This window comes from Actinomadura sp. NTSP31 (assembly GCF_041951385.1).
GTDB lineage: Bacteria > Actinomycetota > Actinomycetes > Streptosporangiales > Streptosporangiaceae > Spirillospora > Spirillospora napierensis.
In genome coordinates this window covers 131,780-150,452 of record NZ_JBGNUT010000005.1, presented here as the reverse complement: position 1 = coordinate 150,452, position 18,673 = coordinate 131,780, and the positions used below count along the sequence as shown (strand labels likewise).

The following is an 18,673-nucleotide window of genomic DNA, read 5'->3' as shown; positions in this document are numbered from 1 at the left end:
CGCGGGCGGATAGTCGTTAGAGGGTTGACTACTAGGGCCGGCCGCGTGTTGATTGGCCGTGTCGACCGTTGGCCACCCGCCGACCCCAGGAGGCGCCATGCCGGTTCCCCGCTCGATCCTCGGCACGCAGGACATCGGCGACATGGAGCTCGGCGTCGTCGCCGGCGCCTGGCCGGACGACGTCCGCGGCCACTACGTCGTCAGCACCTCCGACCAGCGCAGCCACCCCGTGCACGCCTTCTTCGGCGACGGGATCATCGCGCGGCTGCCGCTCCGGCCCGGCCCGGACGGCCGGTTCCGCTGGCGCGCCCGGGTGATCGACACCCCGTCCGTCCGGCTGCGCCGCGCCCGCCCCGACCTGTTCACCGCCGGCCCGGTCGGCACCGGCTCGCCGTGGGGGTTCGTCAACGCCGCCAACACCGCGCCGCTGCCCTGGGGCGACCGGCTGTTCGCCACCTGGGACGCCGGGCGGCCCGTCGAGGTCGACCCCGTCACCCTCCGGTTCGTCGCGGAGGTCGGGCACCGCGACGACTGGAGGCCCGCCATCGACCAGGCCGTCCTGCCGCTGATCTCCACGTCCGCGCACCCGGTCATCGACCCCGAGCGCGGCTGCCTGTGGACGGTCAGCCGCGACGTGATGTCCGGCGCCGTGTCGGTGATCCGGTACGCGGGGGAGGGCAGCCGGGTCGAGCGCTGGGACGTGCGGGACGCCGTCCTGCCGCAGGCCACGCACACCATCACCCAGACCCGCGACTGGCTCGTGCTCGCCGACACCGCCTACAAGATCGACGCCGACGAGGTCTTCGGCGCGGACCGCACCGTCGCCAACAACCCCGACGGCCCCGTCCTGCTGATCCGCAAGGACGACCTGCGCCCCGGCGGCGGCACCGTGACCTGCACGGAGTTCCGGATCGCGCCCGAGGTCAACCACTTCTACGCCAAGTACGACGACGCGGACGGCGTCCAGGTCGTCATGGAGCACACCCCCGGCGTCGACATCGGCATGTACCTGCGCGAGGACGACCTCGACGCGTTCGGCCGCCCGGTCGACCCGGCGCTGCGCGGGATGTACTGCCACGGCATGACGCCCGCGCTCACCACCGTCCTGCTGTTCGACCCCGAGACCGGGACGGTGCGCGAGCACGCCCGCGCCGGCGACCCGGCGCGCTGGTGGCAGGCCGAGCTGTCCGCCATCGACTGGAGCATCGAGGGGCAGACCGCCCCGACCCGGCACCACCTCATCTACCTGGGGTTCCACCCCGAGGCGATCAACCAGCGGGCGCTGCGCAACTACACCGGCCGCATCGACGCCGGCCTGTTCCCGCCGGAGGAGACCCCGGCCGTCCTCGCCAGCCACGACCGCGACGACCTCAAGCCGCTCGCCGAATGGACGTTCGCGCTGGACGACTACCCGACCTCGCCCTCGTTCGTCCCGCGCGGACGCGGCGGCAGCCGGTACGCGGGCGGCGACCCGGGCGGGCACGACGGGTACCTCGTCGTCGCCGTCCACAACGACGACCGCTTCCGCATCGAGCTGTTCGACGCCGCCGACGTCGGTCGCGGACCCGTCGCCGTCCTCGCGCCGCCGCACGGCACCACGGTCCCGTTCCTCATCCACTCCGCATGGATGCCCGAGGCCGTCCCCGCGCCCGACCTGGAGCGGCTGAGCTTCGCCGACGACCTCGACGACCGCCTCGACCAGCTCGCCCCCGACCTGCGGGCCGTCACCCGCGACGTCGCCGCCGACCTCGCCGCCGGGCGTTGACCTGCGGCGTGCCGCCGTACCGACGACACACCGCAGGTGAACGCCGTTCGGCGGGTCAGTGAAGGTCGGCGCAGGAGCGCTCGTCGGGCAGCAGCGGCCGCAGCCGGATGGTGTAGGTCGCGCCCCCGCTCCGCCACGCGGTGCTCGTGTCGTTCGACGGGACCTTCGCGGACGCGGCGACCGTGCACACGGCCGTCCCCACCCGCGCGCCGTCGCCGAGCGGCGCCAGCGGCCACGTCCTGATCGGGCCGTCCGCCACCGCGCCCCGCGACGCGAGCACCGCCGCCTTCGACGGCTTGAACGGCGCGGCCCCCGACGCCAGGTCGGACGCCGGCCAGGTGCCCGGATCCAGCCGCTTCTGGAACGTCAATGCCGGGTCCGGCCGCGACCCCGGCTGGGCGATGCTGCTGTGCGCGTCGCCCAGGGTGAACTCCAGGGTCATCGCGTCCGAGACCCGGCCCGGCCCGACCGTGTGCGAGCGGCCGAGGCCCGCGGCGCGCGCCTCGGCGAGCAGGCGGTCCAGCGCGGCCGGTCTCAGCCGGTACTCGGTGACCCTGCCCTGCGCCGCGACGAGCGCGCGGCCCGTCGAGTACAGCGAGAAGTCGGGCAGGGCGCCCGGGCCGCCGAGCCCGGCGATGCCCCCGGACCTGCGCATCCGCAGGACGAGGTGCTCGCCGCGCGGGGCGTCCTTCGCGGGCTTCGCGGTGGACCCGCCGGGCTCCAGCGAGTGCGGCGGCTCCGCCACGCCGGACGCCCCGCCGCAGGCCGCCAGCGTGCCCGCGCACGCGAGCGCGACGATCAAGCTGGTACGTGCATGCGAACCGGCCATGAGCGTTGGACGCGCCGCCGCGCCCCCGGGTTCCCCCGCGCTACAAATCCGGCGGCGGAAGACTGTGGGAATCCGCGACCGACCGGGCCCCGCTCCGCACGCTAGTGTGCCGGGCGTGAGTGTGCTCGTAGTGACCGGGACCTGCACGGGCGTCGGCAAGACCATCGTCACCGCCGCGCTGGCCGCCGTGGCCGCCGCGCGCGGCGCGTCGGTCGCCGTCGTCAAGCCCGGCCAGACCGGGATGGCGGGCGGCGAGCCCGGCGACCTCGACGAGGTGCGCCGGCTGGCCGGCATCGACGACGTGCACGAGTCCGCGCGGTTCCCCGACCCGCTGTCGCCCGCCGCCGCGGCCCGCCGCGCCGGCGTCCCGCCCGTCCGGCTGCCGGACGTCGGCAAGCACGTCCAGGAACTCGCCGCGACCCGCGATTTGGTGCTCGTGGAGGGGGCGGGCGGCCTGCTCGTCCGCTACGACGAGGAGGGCACCACCATCGCCGACCTGGCCCGCTGGCTCGGCGCCGCCGTCGTCGTCGCGACCCGTCCGGACCTCGGCACGCTCAACCACACGGCGCTCACCCTGGAGGCGATGGCCCACCGCGGCGTGCAGCTCGCGGGCGTCGTCATCGGCTCCTGGCCGCACGACCCGGACCTGGCGATGCGCAGCAACATCCGGGACCTGGAGACCATCGCGGCGCGCCCGCTGTCCGGCGCGCTGCCCGCCGGGGCGTCCGCCCTCGACCCCGCCGAGTTCCTCCTCGCCGCCCACCGCGGCCTGTCCCCGGCCCTCGGCGGCACCTTCGACCCCGCCGCCTTCCGCGAAACCCACACCCCCGACCCGAGCTGAACCAGGCGAGCCGGATCAGCTGGAGCTGTGCCGTGCGGATGCCATTCTGGTCAGTCGTCGGACGGCTTCGCTGTGGCCTCGTGCTGCTCGGCTTCCCACCTCGCTCGGTATTCCGCCTTCAACGCCTCCATTTCTTCCATCGCCTGCCGAAGCGTCCGGGGACGGGCGCGTGGGGAGTCCGGTATGGGAGGACGAGGCGCACCGTCGATGGAGATCAGGTTCTTGGCCACCTCGACCTTGGCGCCTTCTTCGGCGTTCACGTAATCCCACAGCTTGTGGGTCCGCGCCAGGTTGTAGGGCGTGTCCGGGAGGTCGATGCAATAGAACTGGTGTACGACGTAGTACCCCATTCTCAACCTTCCCAGGGTTCCCACTCGGCGGTGCCGATCTCAATGTCGAACGGGTCGGGAAGGTGGACCGTCTCGCCGAACGCCCATGACTCCTGGTGCAGATAGGCGCCGAGGGCCTGGTCCGGGATCGAGTACAAGATGGAACGCGCGGCCTTGGGAGAGCGGTCGACCAGCAGGTAGTACGGGATCTCCGCCCTGGCGTAGCCGTTCCACTTGTTGTTCCCACGCCCCTTCCCCGAGGGCTCCTGGTCGTTCTGGGCGTTGCTGCGAGAGGTGACCTCCACGACCATTTCGACCTGATCGGGGACGAGCGTCCGCACTCTGGAACGCCGCGCGGCCTGGAAGACCTCCTGCTCCAGGAGCATCAGGTCCGGAACGAATCCGTCACCGACGCCGACGAGCGACATCCCGGTCCCGCTGTCGGTCCTCCAGGGGAAGTCAGGACCGAAGGCTCGGTTGAAGACCATCGTGATGTCACCGATGACGGCATTGTGCTCGAACACTGGCGGCGGTGACACGACGACCCTTCCTCCGATGATCTCGACTCGGGACCCTTCGGGGGTGTCGAGGTAGTCATCGAGTTCGCCGCGCACCCACAGGTTGTAAGGGGCATCGGGCAGCATCGACACCTCTTCGTCCGACAAGACTTTCACGTCCTGTGACTCCTCCCTCACGATCTGCTCCGGTCATCGTAGAGAAGGGATGCACCCAGCGTAGCCGGAACCTTCGAACCTGTGCTCGAGATCAGGAGGTGCAAGGGCAGGGGTCAGGTGTCGCGGCGGAGGCGGGTGATGAACTTGTAGCGGTCGCCGCGGTAGAGGGACTGGGCCCATTCGACGGGCTGGCCGGTGGTGTCGAAGGCGTGCCGGGACAGCAGGAGCATGGGCAGGCCGACGTCGACGCCGAGGAGCTGCGCGTCGTGCGGGGTGGCGAGGACCGTCTCGATGGTCTCCTCCGCCTCCGTCAGGTGGACGTCGTAGGCGGTGGCGAGGGTCTCGTACAGGGAGCGGTGGCGGGGCAGCTCGCGGCGCAGGCCGGGAAAGCGGCGGGCCGGGAGGTGGGAGGTGTCGATCGACATCGGCTCGCCGTCGGCGAGCCGGAGCCGGTGGACGCGCAGGACGCGCCCGCCGGGGCGGATGCACAGCAGCGCGGCGAGGCGCTCGTCGGCGCTGACGTACCCGGCGTCCAGGATGCGGGTCTCGGGACGCAGGCCGTGGTGGCGCATGTCCTCGGTGTAGGAGACGAGCTGGAGCTCCTGCGAGACCTTCGGCTTGGCGACGAAGGTGCCCTTGCCCTGGATGCGCTGCAGGCGCCCTTCGACGACGAGTTCGGCGAGGGCCTGCCGGACGGTCGTCCGGGACGTCTCGTACTTCTCGGCCAGCGCCCGCTCGGGCGGCAGCGGGCTGCCCGGCGGCAGCGACTGGATGAGCTCGACGAGGAGTTCTTTGAGCTTGTAGTACTTCGGGATGCGCGGCGCCTGGTTGGTGTGGTGCTTACCCAGGTCGCCGAGTGCCGCCCGATCGAATCCGCGCTCGAATCCGTCCCCGTGCCGGGGTCCGCCCCTGACCTCCGTCACGGCATCTCCTCACGTTCATCATCGGTTTCCCCCGATGTTATGCGTGAAGACTACGGCCGGTAGAGTGCACGACCTCCGCCAGGGCCGCCCCCAGTTCTGTGAGGTCCGCCTCGCTCACCGTCGCGCGCGCTGTGAGCCGTAGGCACGCCCGTCCCTTCGGGACGGAGGGAGGACGGAAGCAGCCGACGCGCAGTCCGTGCTCAGCGCAGATCCCGGCGGCGCGTACCGCGGCGTCCGGTTCGCCGAGGAACACCGGGACGACGGCGGCGGCCGGATCGGCGGTCTCCAGTCCGGAACCGGCCGCGAGGTTTGCCATCGCGCGGGCCGTGGAACGGGCCCGGCCGGGCAGGTCCGGGTCCGCCTCCAGGACGTCGAGGGCGGCGAGCGCGGCGCCCACGGCGGGCGGGTTCAGGCCGGTGTCGAAGATGAACGAGCGGCCGGTGTCCAGCAGCGCCTGGACGACCTCGGGCGCGCCGAGGACGGCGCCGCCCTGCGAGGCCAGCGACTTCGACAGGGTGAGGGTGAGGACGACGTCGGGTTCGCCGGCCAGGCCGGCGGCGTGCGCGGCGCCGCGTCCGCCGGCGCCGACGACGCCGAGCGCGTGCGCCTCGTCGATCACGAGCAGCGCGCCGTGCGCGCGGGCGGCGCGGTGCAGGCCGGCGAGCGGCGCCAGGTCGCCGTCCACGGAGAACACCGCGTCGGTGACGACGACCGCGTGGTCTTCGTCACGTCCGGCGAGGGCCCGCTCGACGGCGGCGGCGTCCCGGTGCGGGACGATCGCGACGCGGGCTCGCGACAGCCGGCACGCGTCCACGATCGAGGCGTGGTTGACCTGGTCGGACACCACCAGGGTGCCGGGGCCGGACAGCGCGGTGACGGCGCCGAGGTTGGCCAGGAAGCCGGAGGAGAACACCAGCCCGGCGGCGCTGCCGGTGAACGCGGCGAGCCGCCGGTCCAGCTCGGCGTGCAGCGCGGTCGTGCCGGTGACCAGCCGGGACCCGGACGACCCGGTGCCCCATTCGCGGGCCGCGGCGATCGCGCCCGCCACGAGCCGGGGGTCGCCGGACAGCCCCAGGTAGTCGTTGGACGCCAGGTCGGCCAGGCCGTCGTGGTCGGCGCCGCGGGGGCGCAGCGTCCGCCGCAGGCCCGCCTCGGACCGCCGGGCGGCCGCGTCGCGGAGCCGGGCGAGCGGGTCGGGGCGCCGCGGCGGGGGGCCCGCCGGCGCGTCGGGTGCTGCGGTCATGCCGGAATCCTGCCAGGTGGCGTGCGGCGGGGACGGAGGCGGGGCGCCGGGAACCGATGGGCGATGATGGTCGCGTGCCTACCTTGACCGATCTGGTCCGCGACCACACCGACCTCACCGAGACCGATGTGGAGTGGCTGCACGCGCTGGTGTCGGACTGGCAACTGCTCGCCGACCTGTCGTTCGCGGACCTGCTGCTGTGGGTGCCGCTGCGGTCCGGCTCGGCGGTCCCGGCCGACGAGCAGGGCGGCCGGGGCGGGCGGCGCGGCGGCGCGCTCGACACGAACGCGGCCGTGCAGGGCTGGGTGGCGATCGCGCAGATGCGGCCGACGACCGGCCCCACCGCCTACCCCGAGGACCTGGTCGGCAAGGTCGTCCGGACGGGCCGGCGCGGGCTGATCGACGTGGCGTGGCGGGAGCGGCGGATCGTCCGGGAGGGCGACCCGGAGTGGGGCAGCGGCATCCCCGTCCGGGAGGAGTCGATCCCGGTGCGCCGCGGCGCCAAGATCCTCGGGGTGATCCAGCGCAGCACCAACCTCAGCTCGGCGCGGACCCCGTCCCGGCTGGAGCTGACCTACCTGCAGAGCGCCAGCGACCTCGCCAAGATGATCTCCGAGGGCCGGTTCCCGGTGCCGGGCGAGGAGCCGAACATGGTCCGCTCGCCGCGCGTCGGCGACGGGCTGATGCGGCTGGACCGCGGCGGCGGCGTCACCTACGCCAGCCCGAACGCCCAGTCCGCCTACCGGCGCCTCGGCCTGCCGTCGGACCTGGTCGGCGAGTCGCTCGGCAAGGTCACCGCCGACCTGTGCGACACCGGCGAGCCGCTGGAGGAGGCGCTCAGCGTCGTGCTCAGCGGCCGGGCCCCGCGCGAGGTGGAGGTCGAGGCGAACGGCTCGGTCATGCAGCTGCGGACGATCCCGCTGGTCGTCGGCGGCACCCGGATCGGCGCGATCGTGCTGTGCCGCGACGTCACCGAGCTGCGCTGGCGCGACCGGGAGCTGATGACCAAGGACGCCACCATCCGGGAGATCCACCACCGGGTGAAGAACAACCTGCAGACCGTCGCGGCGCTGCTGCGGCTCCAGGCGCGCCGCCTGCAGATACCGGAGGGGCGGGCGGCACTGGACGAGGCGGTCCGCCGGGTCGGGTCGATCGCGATCGTGCACGAGACCCTGTCGCACACCCCCGACGAGCTGATCGACTTCGACGACATCGCGGACCGGGTGATCATGATGGCGGGGGAGGTGTCCACCCCGGAGACCAAGGTCGAGCCGAAGCGGACCGGCAGCTTCGGCGTGCTGCCCGCCGAGATCGCGACGCCGCTGGCGATGGCGCTCACCGAGCTGCTGCAGAACGCGCTGGAGCACGGCCTCGCCAACCGGTTCGGCACGCTGGAGGTCGTCGCCCGCCGCTACGGGGAGGGCGGCGCGCACAGCGAGCCGGCGGGCGTCCGGGTCTGGGGCGAATGGCCCGACTCCGGCGCGGCCGAGCCGCACGCCCCGAAGGAGGCGCCCCGCGAGCCCGGCGACGGCCCCCGCCTCGTCGCGGTGGTCACCGACGACGGCGTCGGCCTGCCCCCGGACTTCGACGTGGAGAGCAGCAACAGCCTCGGCCTGCAGATCGTCCGCACGCTCATCGTCGGCGAGCTCGGCGGCCGCCTGGACTTCCGCGACCGCCCCGGCGGCGGGACCGAGGTCACGGTGGACGTCCCGCTCGACCACAACCATCGCTCCGGCCCGCGCGCCTGACGCCGCGGCGCGGCCGGGCCCGCGAACGCCGACGGCGCCGGCTTTCCGGCCCTGGGGGTTCGGAAGCGGCGCCGCTGGACGGTGCGATCGGGGTGCTACAGGCCGGCGTTGGCGCGGGCGCGGGCGCGGCTGGCGCGGCGCTTCAGGGCGCGGCGCTCGTCCTCGCCCATCCCGCCCCATACGCCGGAGTCCTGGCCGGACTCCAGCGCCCAGCGCAGGCAGGCGTCCGTCACGTCGCAACGCCGGCACACCTGCTTGGCCTCTTCGATCTGCAGGATCGCGGGCCCGGTGTTGCCGATCGGGAAGAACAGCTCGGGGTCCACGTCACGGCAGGCAGCGCGGTGGCGCCAGTCCATGCGGTCCACTCCTTCGTCAGGTGGTGTGAGACACTCCACGTTTGTGAACGGCTTCACATGTCGCGAACGCCCGGAGCGGCGGTGGCCGGCGATCCAGGGGTGATTGTTCCGCGGCGCTGCGAGCAGGAGGCGGACGACGTTGGGGCCCCTGTCGGCTGGCGCACTACGAGCGTTTCAGCCGGGTACGGGCAGACGCAAGACCTTTGAGAAGGGATTCTCAAAGTATGGGTGTCGCATGTGTCACACCAGTGGGTCGGCCGTGTTACTTGGTTCCCAGTAGAGCGTGACGCCGGTCTCAGATGAGGATGCGGACCGCCTTCGGCACCGAGCGGAACGTCACGCTGCGCTGTTCCCCGAGGTAATCGCCGTCCAGCTGAAAGGCGACCGGGCGGCTCGCCCGCAGGGTGACCTCCGCCGCGTCGTGCGCGTTCACCACGTGCCGTCCCTGCACCGGGCGGGTGCGCACCAGCATCATCTGCCCGAGCGCGCCGAGGATCGGGCCGGCGTCCATGGACCGCATGCCGAACACGTCCAGCCCGCGCCCGAAGTTCGCCTTCGGACTCGGATTCACCGGCAGCCGGCCCATGAAAGTCCAGGGCGCGGTATTCGACACGAACGCCAGGAACAGCCCCGATATCGGCGGGCGGCCCGGCACTTCCAGAGTGAGGGCCGGACGGCGCCGATCCGTGCCCGCGAAGAAATGGCGGACCGCGGCCCGCACGTACAGCGACGGGTCGGCCTTCGCGCCCGCGCCGCGGCGCCGCTCCACCTCCCGGACGACCTCCGCGTCCAGCCCCACGCCCGCGTTGAAGGTGAAGTACCGCCGCACGCCGTCCGGCAGGCACGCCGCCCCGAGCCCGACCGTCCGGTACCGCCCGGCGCGCAGCGCCTCCAGCACCGCCTTCGTCGCGCCGATCGGGTCGTTCGGCAGCCCCAGCGCGCGGGCGAACACGTTCGCGCTCCCGGACGGCAGCACCGCCAGCGCCGGCAGATCGGGCGACGGGCCGTTCGCGAGCAGGCCGTTCACCGCCTCGTTCACCGTGCCGTCGCCGCCGAGCGCGATCACCGCGTCGTAGCCCTCGGCGGCGGCGAGCCGGGCCAGCTCGGTCGCGTGGCCGCGGTGCGCGGTCTCGGCGATCTCGAGGTCGAGGTCGCCGGCGAAGGCCCGCACGAGGATGTCGCGGGCCCGCCGGGAGGTGGAGGTCGCCTTGGGGTTGGCGATGAGCATGGCGCGCACGGCGCCAGCGTACCGAGGGTCATCCGCGGGTTTACCCGCGCGTCGGGCACGGCCGCGGCCGAGTAGGGTTTCGATGTGACCGATCGTCCCATCACCGTGCGGGCCGCCGCCGTCCTGGAGGGCGCGGAGGGCCTCGGCGCCGTCGCGTTCGGCGTCTACACCGGCGTGGAGACCGCCGCCGGCGCCGCCGTCGACCCGGTGAGCGCGATCGGGGTGACCGTCCTCGCCCTCGCCGGCGGGCTGGGCATGCTCGCCTGCGCCCGCGGCCTGCTGCGCGCCGCCCAGTGGAGCCGCGCCCCGACGGTGCTGACGCAGCTGTTCGCGCTGCCGGTCGCCTGGTCGCTGTGGCAGAGCGACCGGCCCGCCATCGCCGTCCCGATGGGGCTGGTCGCCGTGCTCGCGCTGGTCACCGTGCTGAGCCCGCCGAGCACCGCCTGGCTCGTCGAGGACCCGGACGGGGACGAGGACGAGGACGCCGCGGACGCGCCGCCCCGCGACCCGAAGCCCGGCGCCGCGGACCCGAGCCCCGCGGACGGCCGCTCCCTCGGGCAGAAGCTGATGGACCGCCTCAAGGAGCAGCCCGCCAAGGGCACGTCCGCCAAGAACTGACCGAACGCCAACGCCGAGGGCCCCGGGGAGAGCGTCCCCGGGGCCCTTCGGCGTTCGGTCGTCCTACTCGTCGGCGGTCAGGCCCTCGCGCAGCTGCGCGAGCGTGCGCGCCAGCAGCCGCGACACGTGCATCTGCGAGATCCCGAGCTCGGCGGCGATCTGCGACTGCGTCATGTTGCCGAAGAACCGCAGCAGCAGGATCTTCTTCTCCCGCGCGGGCAGCTTCTCCAGCAGCGGCTTGAGCGACTCGCGGTACTCCACGCCCTCCAGCGACTCGTCGATCATGCCGAGCGAGTCCGCCACGGCGGGCGCGTCCTCGTCGCCGGAGTCGGGCGCGTCCAGGGACACCGTGGAGTAGGCGTTCGCCGACTCCAGGCCCTCCAGCACCTCTTCCTCGCTCATCTGCAGGTGCGCGGCCAGCTCGCTGACCGTCGGCGCCCGGCCCTCGCGCTGCGCGAGGTCGCTGATCGCCTTGGTCAGCGACAGCTTCAGCTCCTGCAGCCGGCGCGGCACCCGGACGGCCCAGCCCTTGTCGCGGAAGTGCCGCTTGATCTCGCCGACGATCGTGGGCGTGGCGTAGGTGGAGAACTCCACGCCGCGCTCCAGGTCGAACCGGTCGATCGACTTGATCAGCCCGATGGTGGCGACCTGGATCAGGTCGTCCAGCCACTCGCCGCGGTTGCGGAAGCGCCGGGCCAGGTACTCCACCAGGGGCAGGTGCAGCTCGACGAGCTGGTCGCGGATGCGCTGCCGCTCCGGGTCGCCCTCGGGCAGCTCGGCGAGGCGCTCGAACAGCGCACGGGCCCGCGCGCGGTCCGGTACGCCGCTGCTCTCGGATCGCTCGTTGCTCGCGCCGGCGATGGTCGTCTTCTCCGTCACGGGGCCCCCGCCGTACCGCGCCGCTTCTGCAGCGTCACGGTCACCCGGTCGTCGGAGCCGATCTGGGCGTCGACCTCGCCGGCCAGCGACGACAGGACGGTCCAGGCGAAGGTGTCGCGGCTGGGCTCCTGGCCGTCCACGGTGAGCACCGACACCGAGATGCGCATGGCCTCCCCGGTCAGCTCGAACTCGCACGACAGGTCCGTCCCGGGCACGGCCTGGGACAGCAGCATCGCGCACGCCTCGTCGACCGCGATGCGCAGGTCCTCTATCTCGTCCAGCGTGAAGTCCAGCCTGGCGGCCAGCCCCGCGGTCGCGGTTCTGAGCACCGACAGGTAGGCGCTCGCGGCGGGCAGCTTCACTGTCACCACGTCGCGCACGGACAACTGTGTACTGGCAGGCATGGCAGCGGTTTCCTCGGTCACGTCACTCCCTCGCAGGATGGTCCCGCTGCTTCCGAAACTACCGCCTGCGGAGCCCACTGCGAGACTTCGCCGCGCAGAGGTTTGTTCCGGTTGGCCAACTATTGACTAGATGACTTGGTCTCTAGATATCTTGCCGCCATGGATTCCCTGGAGAAGTACGAGTCCGACGGGTACGCGATCTTCCGCGGCGTGCTGGACCCCGAGCTGGTCGCCGAGGCGGACGGCCACGTCCGCTGGCTGCAGGAACACCATCCGGGACGCAGCGGCGAGGACCTGTCGACCGAGCTGGTGGCCCGCGACCCGTTCTGGGTGCGGCTCGTCTCCGACGACCGGCTGCTGGACGTCGCCGAGCGGTTCATCGGCCCCGACATCGCGCTGTTCGCCTCGCACTACATCGCCAAGCCGCCGCGCACGGGCAAGGCCGTCCGCTGGCACCAGGACGGGGCGTTCTGGCCATTGGACCCCATGAAGGTCGTCACACTCTGGCTCGCAGTGGACCATTCCACGCCCGAGAACGGCTGCCTGCGCGTCATCCCGGGCTCGCACCGTGAGGAACTTCACGGTGTCCGGGAGCTCGACGGCGACGACGCGGTCTTCAACGTGGAGAGCGACGTGGCCGTGGACGAGTCCAAGGCGGTGGACATGGTGCTGCGCCCCGGCGACGTGGAGGTCCACCATCCGGGGATCATGCACGGCAGCAACGCCAACACCTCGCCGCACCGGCGCTGCGGCCTGACGATCCGCTACATCCCGACCTCGACCCGGATCACCGCCGAGCCGCAGCCGTTCCCGAGCGCGCTGCTGCTGCGCGGCGAACCCGGCGTCAACGCCTACCAGCCGATGCCCCGCTACGTGGAGGGCGAGCACTACCCCTTCACGGGCTCGGCGGACTGGGCGTGACGGACGCCCCGGGCGGCGGGAGGAGCGCGCCGGGATGGCCGATCACCTCCGCGGCCAGCCGGGCGCCCGCCTCGGCGGCGGCGCGCCGGCCTTCGCCGGCCAGGCGCGCCGCCAGGTAGGCGCCGTTGAACGCGTCGCCCGCCGACGTCGTGTCGACCACGTGCACGCCCGGCACGGCGGGCACGGCCTCCATCGAGTCGCGGTCGGCGATGACGCAGCCCGCGGCGCCCAGCTTGACGACGATCTCCGGCACGCCGGCGTCCCGGAGCCGTCCGACGCAGGCCCGGGCGGACGCGTCGCCGTGCACGAGCCGGTCGTCGTCCAGGGAGGGCAGCGCGATCGAGGTGTGGGCCAGCACCGCGGCGGCGGCTCCGGCCGCCGCGCCGGGGGAGGGCCAGCCGCTGGGCCGGTGGTTGCCGTCGTAGGCGACGAGCCCGCCGCGCCGCCGGGTCTCCGCGAGCACCTCGGCCAGCCGGGCGCGGGCCCGCTCCGTCATGATCGAGAGGGTGATCCCGGACAGGTAGACCAGGTCGTGGCCGGCGACCGCCTCGTCGACCGAGGCGGGCTGGTCGGGGCCGAACAGGTCGCGGGCGGCCGACTCGCCCCGGTAGTGCTGGAACGTCCGCTCGCCGTGCTCGTCGGTGCGGATCAGGTAGAGGCCGGCGCGGCCGCCGGGCCGCACCCGCGCGTACCTGTCGCCGACACCGTGGGCGTGCCAGCGCGCGCGCATCCCGGCGCTGTAGGGGTCGTCGCCGGTGACCGTGACGAACTGCACGTCCACCGCGCCGGGGGCGGCGCTGCGCGCCAGGTAGGCGGCGGTGTTGAAGACGTCTCCGGCGTAGCCGAGGGCGAGCCGGTCGGGTGTCAGATGCCGCAGTTCGATCATGCATTCGCCGATGAGGGCGACCCGGGGAACGTTCACGGGCAGCACGATACATCTAGACAACAAGTCATCTAATGACCAGACTTCTGGCCGTGCACAGAAGATCCCCCTGGCGCGGCCTCACCGCCGGCGTTCTCACCCTGGCCCTGTCCACGACGGCCTTCACCGCCCCCGCCCGCGCCGCCGCGACCGCCGCCGAGGCGTGCGGCGGCACGCCGACCCCCGCCTTCCGGAGCGCGGCGCCCGACGCCGGCCTGAACGGCCTGTTCACCCGCTACGGCGACGACAACGGCCGGACCGACGACTGGACCGGCGCGGACGGCACCTTCTCCACCACCCTGCCCGGGGGGCGGGTGGCGTTCGTGTTCTCCGACACCTTCCTCGGCAGGGTCAACGCCGACGGCACGCGCTCGCCGGTCGTCGAGGAAGGCGGCACCACCCCGTTCGTCAACAACTCGTTCGTGGTGAAGTCCGGCGACCGGCTGAGCACCGTGCACGGCGGCACCCGCGAGCAGCCGAAGGCCGTCATGCCCCCGCGTGACGACAAGCACTGGTTCTGGGCCGGCGACGCGATCACCGCGGGCGGCAAGGTCCAGGTCACCTACCAGGAGTACGAGCGCTTCGGGCCCGGCATCTGGGACTGGCGCTGGCTCCGCAACGTCGTCGCGAAATTCCGGCCCGACAGGCTCTCCGAGCCCGTCAGTGTGACCCCGATCCCGTCGTCCAAGGGGATCTCCTGGGCGTCCTGGCTGGAGCGGTCGGACGGCACGATCTACGTCTACGGCGTCGAGGACCTCGGCGACACCAAGTACATGCACCTGGCCCGCGTCCGCGGCGGCGACCTGGCCCGGCCGTGGGAGTTCGCCGCGGCCGACGGCACCTGGTCGCGGAACGAGGCCGACTCCGCGCGGATCATGAGCGGCGTCGCCAACGAGTACAGCGTCACCCGCATGGGCCGCGCCTACATGCTCATCACCCAGGACACCACCGAGAAGTTCAGCACGAACATCGTCGCGTACTTCTCCTGCTCGCCGCAGGGCCCGTTCACCGGCAAGACCACCGTCTACTCGACCCCCGAGACCGGCGCGAACGGCAGCTACGGCAACGCCAACATCTTCACCTACAACGCCCACGCGCACCCGGAGCTGAGCCGCCCCGGCAGCCTCGTCGTCTCCTACAACGTCAACAGCTTCGTCAACACCGACCACTACAAGGACGTCACGATCTACCGGCCCCGCTTCGTCGACCTGAAGTTCGGCTGACCGATGGCGTACCGACGGCATCGCCCGGCCCGCAACTGGGGCGCGCGCCTGCACGAGATCACCTGGTTCGGGATGCGCGCCGTCGTGCTGGAGAACGAGCTGCTGCGCGTCACCGTCCTGGCGGACAAGGGCGGCGACGTCGCCGAGTTCTGCTACAAGCCGCGCGACATGGACTTCGTCTGGCTCGCGCCGGACGGCATCCGCAACCCGCGCGACGTGGCGGGCGGCGCGGGCGACGACGTGGCGGCGTTCCTCGACCACTACGAGGGCGGCTGGCAGGAGGTGCTGCCCAACGGCGGTGAGCCGAGCACCTACCGCGGCGCCGCGCTGGCGCAGCACGGCGAGGTCGCCGGGCTGCCCTGGGACGTCGACATCGCGGCGGACGACCCGTCCGAGGTCGCGGTGCGGCTGACCGTGCGGGCGCGGCGGATGCCGCTGCGCGTGGTGAAGACGTTCCGGCTGGCGTCCGGTGAGGCCGAGCTGCGCGTCGACGAGGAGCTGGCGAACGAGTCGGGGGTCGGGCTGGAGGTGATGTGGGGCCACCACATCGTCTTCGGCGCCCCGTTCCTGCGCCCCGGGCACCGGATCCGGCTGCCGGACGGGGCGGCGGCCGGACCGGAGCTGGCGGTCGTCCCCGAGCACGGCGCGCCGAGCGACATCCACTACCTGTCCGGGTTCCGGGACGGCCGCTACGAGATCATCGACCCGGACGCGGGCCTCGGCCTGCGGGTCCGCTGGGACGCCGCCGTCCTGCCGGACCTGTGGCTGTGGCGCGAGCTCGGCGCGACCCGGGAGGCGCCCTGGTGGGGCCGCGCCTACGTGGTGGGGCTGGAGCCGTTCGCCGGACGGCCGACCGAGGGCCTCGCCGAGGCGGTGCGCAACGGGTCGGCGCTCACCCTGCGGCCGCACGAGACGAGGCCGCTGTGGCTGCGCGCGGCCGTGATCGAGGGGGAGGAAGCGCGATGAAGGAGTTCGGCGGCAAGGTCGCCGTCGTCACCGGGGGGTCGCTCGGCATCGGCCGGGCCGTGGTGCGGCGGCTGGCCGGGGACGGCGCCGCGGTCGTCTTCTGCGGCATCGACGAGGACGGCGTCCGCGCCACCGAGGCCGAGCTGCGCGACGACGGCCTGGACGTGACCGGCGTCGTCGCCGACGTCACCGACGCGGAGCAGATGCGCGGCCTCGTCCGCCGCGCGGTCGATGCGCACGGCGGCCTCGACACCGTCGTCACCTGCGCCGGGATCCAGCGGTACGGGACGGTGGAGGACACCGCCGAGGAGCTGTGGGACGAGGTCCTCGGCGTCAACCTCAAGGGCGTCTTCCTGGTCTGCAAGGCGGCCGTCCCGGAGCTGCGGCGGCGCGGCGGCGGCACGATCGTCACGATGTCGTCGGTCCAGGCGTTCGCGTCGCAGGACCGGGTCGCCGCCTACACGGCGAGCAAGTCCGCGATCAACGGGCTCACCCGCGCGATGGCGCTGGACCACGCCGCCGACGGGATCCGCGCCAACGTCGTGTGCCCCGGCTCCGTCGACACCCCGATGCTGCGCTGGGCCGCCGACCTGTTCCGCGGCGCGACCAGCCAGGACGACCAGGTCGCCGAGTGGGGCCGGGCGCACCCGCTGGGCCGCGTCGCGCGCGCGGAGGAGGTCGCCGAGGTGGTGGCGTTCCTCGCCGGTCCGCGCTCCTCGTTCATCACCGGGGCCGAGCACCGCGTGGACGGCGGCCTGCTCGCCCGCAACCCCGCCGCACTCCCGGAGGCCTGAATGCCCGCCGCCCGCGTCTTCTTCGACGGCCTGTTCAGCAGCCCGCGCCTGGACCATCCGGAGTGCGTGGCGGTCCACCCCGACGGCAGCGTGTGGTGCGGCGGGGAGGCCGGCCAGATCTTCCGCGTGGACCCGGCGGGCGAGAGCGTCGAGCAGGTCGCCACGACCCACGGGTTCGTGCTCGGCATCGCCTTCGACGCGTCCGCGTCCCACCTCTACATCTGCGACATCGAGCACCCCGGCGTGTTCCGCCTCGACCTCGCCACCGCCGAGGTGTCGCTGTTCGCCGACGGCGCGGACGGCCACCGCTTCGTCAACCCGAACTACCCGGTGATCGACGCGCAGGGCCGGATCTACGTCTCCGACAGCCGCCAGATCGACGACCCCGGCCCGTCGGTGTTCCGGTACCGGCCGGACGGTGCCGGAGAGGTCTGGGACGGGCGCCCGATGGCGTTCGCGAACGGCCTCGCGCTGGCCCCGGACGAGTCGGCCCTGTACGTCGCCGAGTCGTTCCTGCCCGGCGTGACCCGCGTCGAGATCCGGCCGGACGGCACCGCGGGCGGCCGCTCGACGGTCGCCGAACTGCCCGGCACGGTCCCCGACGGCATCGCCTTCGGCCCCGACGGCCTCCTCTACGTCGGCCTCTACGAGCCCAGCGAGGTGCTGCGGCTCACCCCGGACGGGCGGCGGGAGACCGTCGTCCGCGACCCGACCGCCCACCTTCTCTGCCATCCGACCAACCTGGCGTTCCGGGGCACGACGGCGTTCGTGGCGAACCTGGGCCGCTGGCACATCAGCGCCTTCGACCTCTAGACCCGCGGAGGGTCCGCATGCGTCTCATCGCCCGCGCGGCCGTGGCCTCGACTCTGGCCGCGACCGCTCTGCTCGCCCCCTCGACCGCCGCCCACGCCGCCGCGCCGACGTGCGGCGGGAGCGCCGCCCCGGTGTTCGGCACGGCGACGCCGAACACCTCGCTCAACGCGAAGTTCACCTCGTACGGCAACGGCAACACGCGGCTCGACGACTGGACCGGGGGTGACAGCACCTACTCGGTGAAGCTGCCGGACGGCCGGACGGTCTTCGGCTTCTCCGACACCTTCCTCGGCAAGGTCAACGCCGACGGCTCCCGGCCGCTGACCGTCGCCGACGGCGGCACGACCCCGTTCGTCAACAACACCTTCGTGGTGCAGTCGGCTGCCGGTTCGCTGACCGGCACCGCGCACGGCGGCACCGCCGCGAACCCGACGGCCCTGCTGCCGCCGAGCGACTCCTCCCACGTCTACTGGGCGGGGGACATGACGGTGAACGGCAGTGAGATCCAGCAGCCGTACCGGGAGTACAAGGTCGGGTCCGGCGACCTGAACGTCACCTGGGACCGCAACGTCCTCGCGCGGTTCGCGACGAGCGACCTCACCCGGCCGGTCTCGGTCACCTCGCTGCCGTCCGGCAGCGGCGTGATGTGGGGGTCGGCGCTGCTGAGGGACGGCGGCTACACCTACGTCTACGGCACCGAGGACCTCGGCTCCGGCGGCAAGCACATGTACGTCGCGCGGGTCGCGGGCACCGACCTGCGCGGGACGTGGAGCTACCTGGCGGCGGGCGGCGCCTGGTCGTCGTCGGAGTCGGCGGCGGTGGAGGTGCTGAGCGGCGTGTCGAACGAGTTCAGCGTCAGCAGGCGCGGGAACTTCTACATCCTGCTGACGCAGGACACGAAGGACGCGTTCAGCGCGCAGATCGACACGTACCTGTCCTGCTCGCCGGCCGGGCCGTTCACCAACGAGAAGACCGTCTACAACACGCCCGAGGGCGGGCCGTTCGGCTCGTACGGCGACGGCGACGTCTACACCTACAACGCGCACGCGCACGCCTCGCTCACGACGGCGAACAACCTCGTGGTGTCGTACAACGTCAACAGCCTCGACACGGTCACGGGGCCGACGAAGGACGTCTACCGCGACGTGAGCATCTACCGTCCGCGCTTCATCGGCGTGCCCGTGACGGGCTGACCCG

The 18,673-nt window shown here is 73.0% G+C and carries 20 protein-coding genes; 10 read left to right on the top strand and 10 right to left on the bottom strand.

Annotation, left to right across the window (positions count from 1 at the left end):
- Positions 1 to 97: 97 nt before the first annotated feature.
- Complete coding sequence (locus ACA514_RS10365) at positions 98 to 1,765, top strand: carotenoid oxygenase family protein (protein WP_375040834.1); 1,668 nt, start codon at positions 98 to 100, stop codon at positions 1,763 to 1,765.
- A gap of 55 nt (positions 1,766 to 1,820) precedes the next feature.
- On the opposite strand, the gene ACA514_RS10360 is transcribed toward ACA514_RS10365, so the two are convergent.
- Positions 1,821 to 2,567 carry a hypothetical protein gene (locus tag ACA514_RS10360; RefSeq protein ID WP_375040833.1) on the bottom strand — a complete coding sequence of 249 codons (747 nt, stop codon included), beginning with the start codon at positions 2,565 to 2,567 and terminating at the stop codon, positions 1,821 to 1,823.
- Positions 2,568 to 2,709: 142 nt separating this feature from the next.
- On the opposite strand from ACA514_RS10360, the gene bioD reads away from it, so the two are divergent.
- The gene (bioD, locus tag ACA514_RS10355; protein ID WP_375040832.1) at positions 2,710 to 3,435 is read left to right on the top strand and encodes a dethiobiotin synthase; all 726 of its coding nucleotides are present in this window, start codon (positions 2,710 to 2,712) and stop codon (positions 3,433 to 3,435) included.
- Between the two features lie 50 nt (positions 3,436 to 3,485).
- On the opposite strand, the gene ACA514_RS10350 is transcribed toward bioD, so the two are convergent.
- The 4 genes from ACA514_RS10350 to ACA514_RS10335 all read right to left on the bottom strand — a co-directional run bounded on the left by ACA514_RS10350 (position 3,486) and on the right by ACA514_RS10335 (position 6,604).
- Entirely contained in the window at positions 3,486 to 3,785 is a 300-nt protein-coding gene (locus tag ACA514_RS10350; protein WP_375040831.1) for a hypothetical protein, read from the bottom strand.
- 2 nt (positions 3,786 to 3,787) lie between these two features.
- Positions 3,788 to 4,459 carry a Uma2 family endonuclease gene (locus ACA514_RS10345; RefSeq protein WP_375040830.1) on the bottom strand — a complete coding sequence of 224 codons (672 nt, stop codon included), beginning with the start codon at positions 4,457 to 4,459 and terminating at the stop codon, positions 3,788 to 3,790.
- Positions 4,460 to 4,551: 92 nt separating this feature from the next.
- Positions 4,552 to 5,361, bottom strand: a complete 810-nt coding sequence (locus ACA514_RS10340; protein ID WP_375040829.1) for a GntR family transcriptional regulator — start codon at positions 5,359 to 5,361, stop codon at positions 4,552 to 4,554.
- Between the two features lie 37 nt (positions 5,362 to 5,398).
- Complete coding sequence (locus ACA514_RS10335) at positions 5,399 to 6,604, bottom strand: 8-amino-7-oxononanoate synthase (protein ID WP_375040828.1); 1,206 nt, start codon at positions 6,602 to 6,604, stop codon at positions 5,399 to 5,401.
- Positions 6,605 to 6,678: 74 nt separating this feature from the next.
- Here ACA514_RS10335 and ACA514_RS10330 point away from each other — a divergent pair, with 74 nt between their 5' ends.
- A complete protein-coding gene (locus ACA514_RS10330; RefSeq protein WP_375040827.1) occupies positions 6,679 to 8,352 on the top strand; it encodes a sensor histidine kinase in 1,674 nt (557 codons plus the stop codon).
- A gap of 95 nt (positions 8,353 to 8,447) precedes the next feature.
- Here ACA514_RS10330 and ACA514_RS10325 read toward each other — a convergent pair whose 3' ends face one another.
- Positions 8,448 to 8,708 carry a WhiB family transcriptional regulator gene (locus ACA514_RS10325; protein WP_151541468.1) on the bottom strand — a complete coding sequence of 87 codons (261 nt, stop codon included), beginning with the start codon at positions 8,706 to 8,708 and terminating at the stop codon, positions 8,448 to 8,450.
- Between the two features lie 295 nt (positions 8,709 to 9,003).
- Positions 9,004 to 9,945: a diacylglycerol/lipid kinase family protein gene (locus ACA514_RS10320; RefSeq protein WP_375040826.1), complete on the bottom strand. Its 942-nt coding sequence runs from the start codon at positions 9,943 to 9,945 to the stop codon at positions 9,004 to 9,006.
- Positions 9,946 to 10,020: 75 nt separating this feature from the next.
- On the opposite strand from ACA514_RS10320, the gene ACA514_RS10315 reads away from it, so the two are divergent.
- Positions 10,021 to 10,554 carry a hypothetical protein gene (locus tag ACA514_RS10315; RefSeq protein WP_375040825.1) on the top strand — a complete coding sequence of 178 codons (534 nt, stop codon included), beginning with the start codon at positions 10,021 to 10,023 and terminating at the stop codon, positions 10,552 to 10,554.
- A gap of 63 nt (positions 10,555 to 10,617) precedes the next feature.
- On the opposite strand, the gene ACA514_RS10310 is transcribed toward ACA514_RS10315, so the two are convergent.
- Complete coding sequence (locus tag ACA514_RS10310; protein WP_173099279.1) at positions 10,618 to 11,433, bottom strand: RNA polymerase sigma factor SigF; 816 nt, start codon at positions 11,431 to 11,433, stop codon at positions 10,618 to 10,620.
- Positions 11,430 to 11,858 (bottom strand): anti-sigma factor, encoded by a 429-nt coding sequence (locus ACA514_RS10305; RefSeq protein WP_375040824.1) that lies wholly within the window; start codon positions 11,856 to 11,858, stop codon positions 11,430 to 11,432. The genes ACA514_RS10310 and ACA514_RS10305 overlap by 4 nt, the downstream gene beginning before the upstream one ends.
- A 138-nt stretch (positions 11,859 to 11,996) precedes the next feature.
- Here ACA514_RS10305 and ACA514_RS10300 point away from each other — a divergent pair, with 138 nt between their 5' ends.
- Positions 11,997 to 12,758, top strand: coding sequence for a phytanoyl-CoA dioxygenase family protein (locus tag ACA514_RS10300; RefSeq protein ID WP_375040823.1), 762 nt, complete (start codon positions 11,997 to 11,999; stop codon positions 12,756 to 12,758).
- Here the strand turns inward: ACA514_RS10300 and ACA514_RS10295 are convergent.
- A complete protein-coding gene (locus ACA514_RS10295) occupies positions 12,733 to 13,680 on the bottom strand; it encodes a sugar kinase (RefSeq protein WP_375040822.1) in 948 nt (315 codons plus the stop codon). The genes ACA514_RS10300 and ACA514_RS10295 overlap by 26 nt on opposite strands.
- Positions 13,681 to 13,733: 53 nt before the next feature.
- Here ACA514_RS10295 and ACA514_RS10290 point away from each other — a divergent pair, with 53 nt between their 5' ends.
- Genes ACA514_RS10290 through ACA514_RS10270 form a run of 5 tightly spaced genes read left to right on the top strand, consistent with a single transcriptional unit; the run spans position 13,734 to position 18,669 of the window.
- Positions 13,734 to 14,903: a DUF5005 domain-containing protein gene (locus tag ACA514_RS10290; RefSeq protein WP_375040821.1), complete on the top strand. Its 1,170-nt coding sequence runs from the start codon at positions 13,734 to 13,736 to the stop codon at positions 14,901 to 14,903.
- A 3-nt stretch (positions 14,904 to 14,906) separates the two neighbouring features.
- A complete protein-coding gene (locus ACA514_RS10285; protein WP_375040820.1) occupies positions 14,907 to 15,869 on the top strand; it encodes a DUF4432 family protein in 963 nt (320 codons plus the stop codon).
- Positions 15,866 to 16,663, top strand: coding sequence for an SDR family NAD(P)-dependent oxidoreductase (locus ACA514_RS10280; RefSeq protein ID WP_375040819.1), 798 nt, complete (start codon positions 15,866 to 15,868; stop codon positions 16,661 to 16,663). The genes ACA514_RS10285 and ACA514_RS10280 overlap by 4 nt, the downstream gene beginning before the upstream one ends.
- Positions 16,664 to 17,476: an SMP-30/gluconolactonase/LRE family protein gene (locus tag ACA514_RS10275; RefSeq protein WP_375040818.1), complete on the top strand. Its 813-nt coding sequence runs from the start codon at positions 16,664 to 16,666 to the stop codon at positions 17,474 to 17,476.
- 17 nt (positions 17,477 to 17,493) lie between these two features.
- Complete coding sequence (locus ACA514_RS10270) at positions 17,494 to 18,669, top strand: DUF4185 domain-containing protein (protein ID WP_375040817.1); 1,176 nt, start codon at positions 17,494 to 17,496, stop codon at positions 18,667 to 18,669.
- Positions 18,670 to 18,673: the final 4 nt, after the last annotated feature.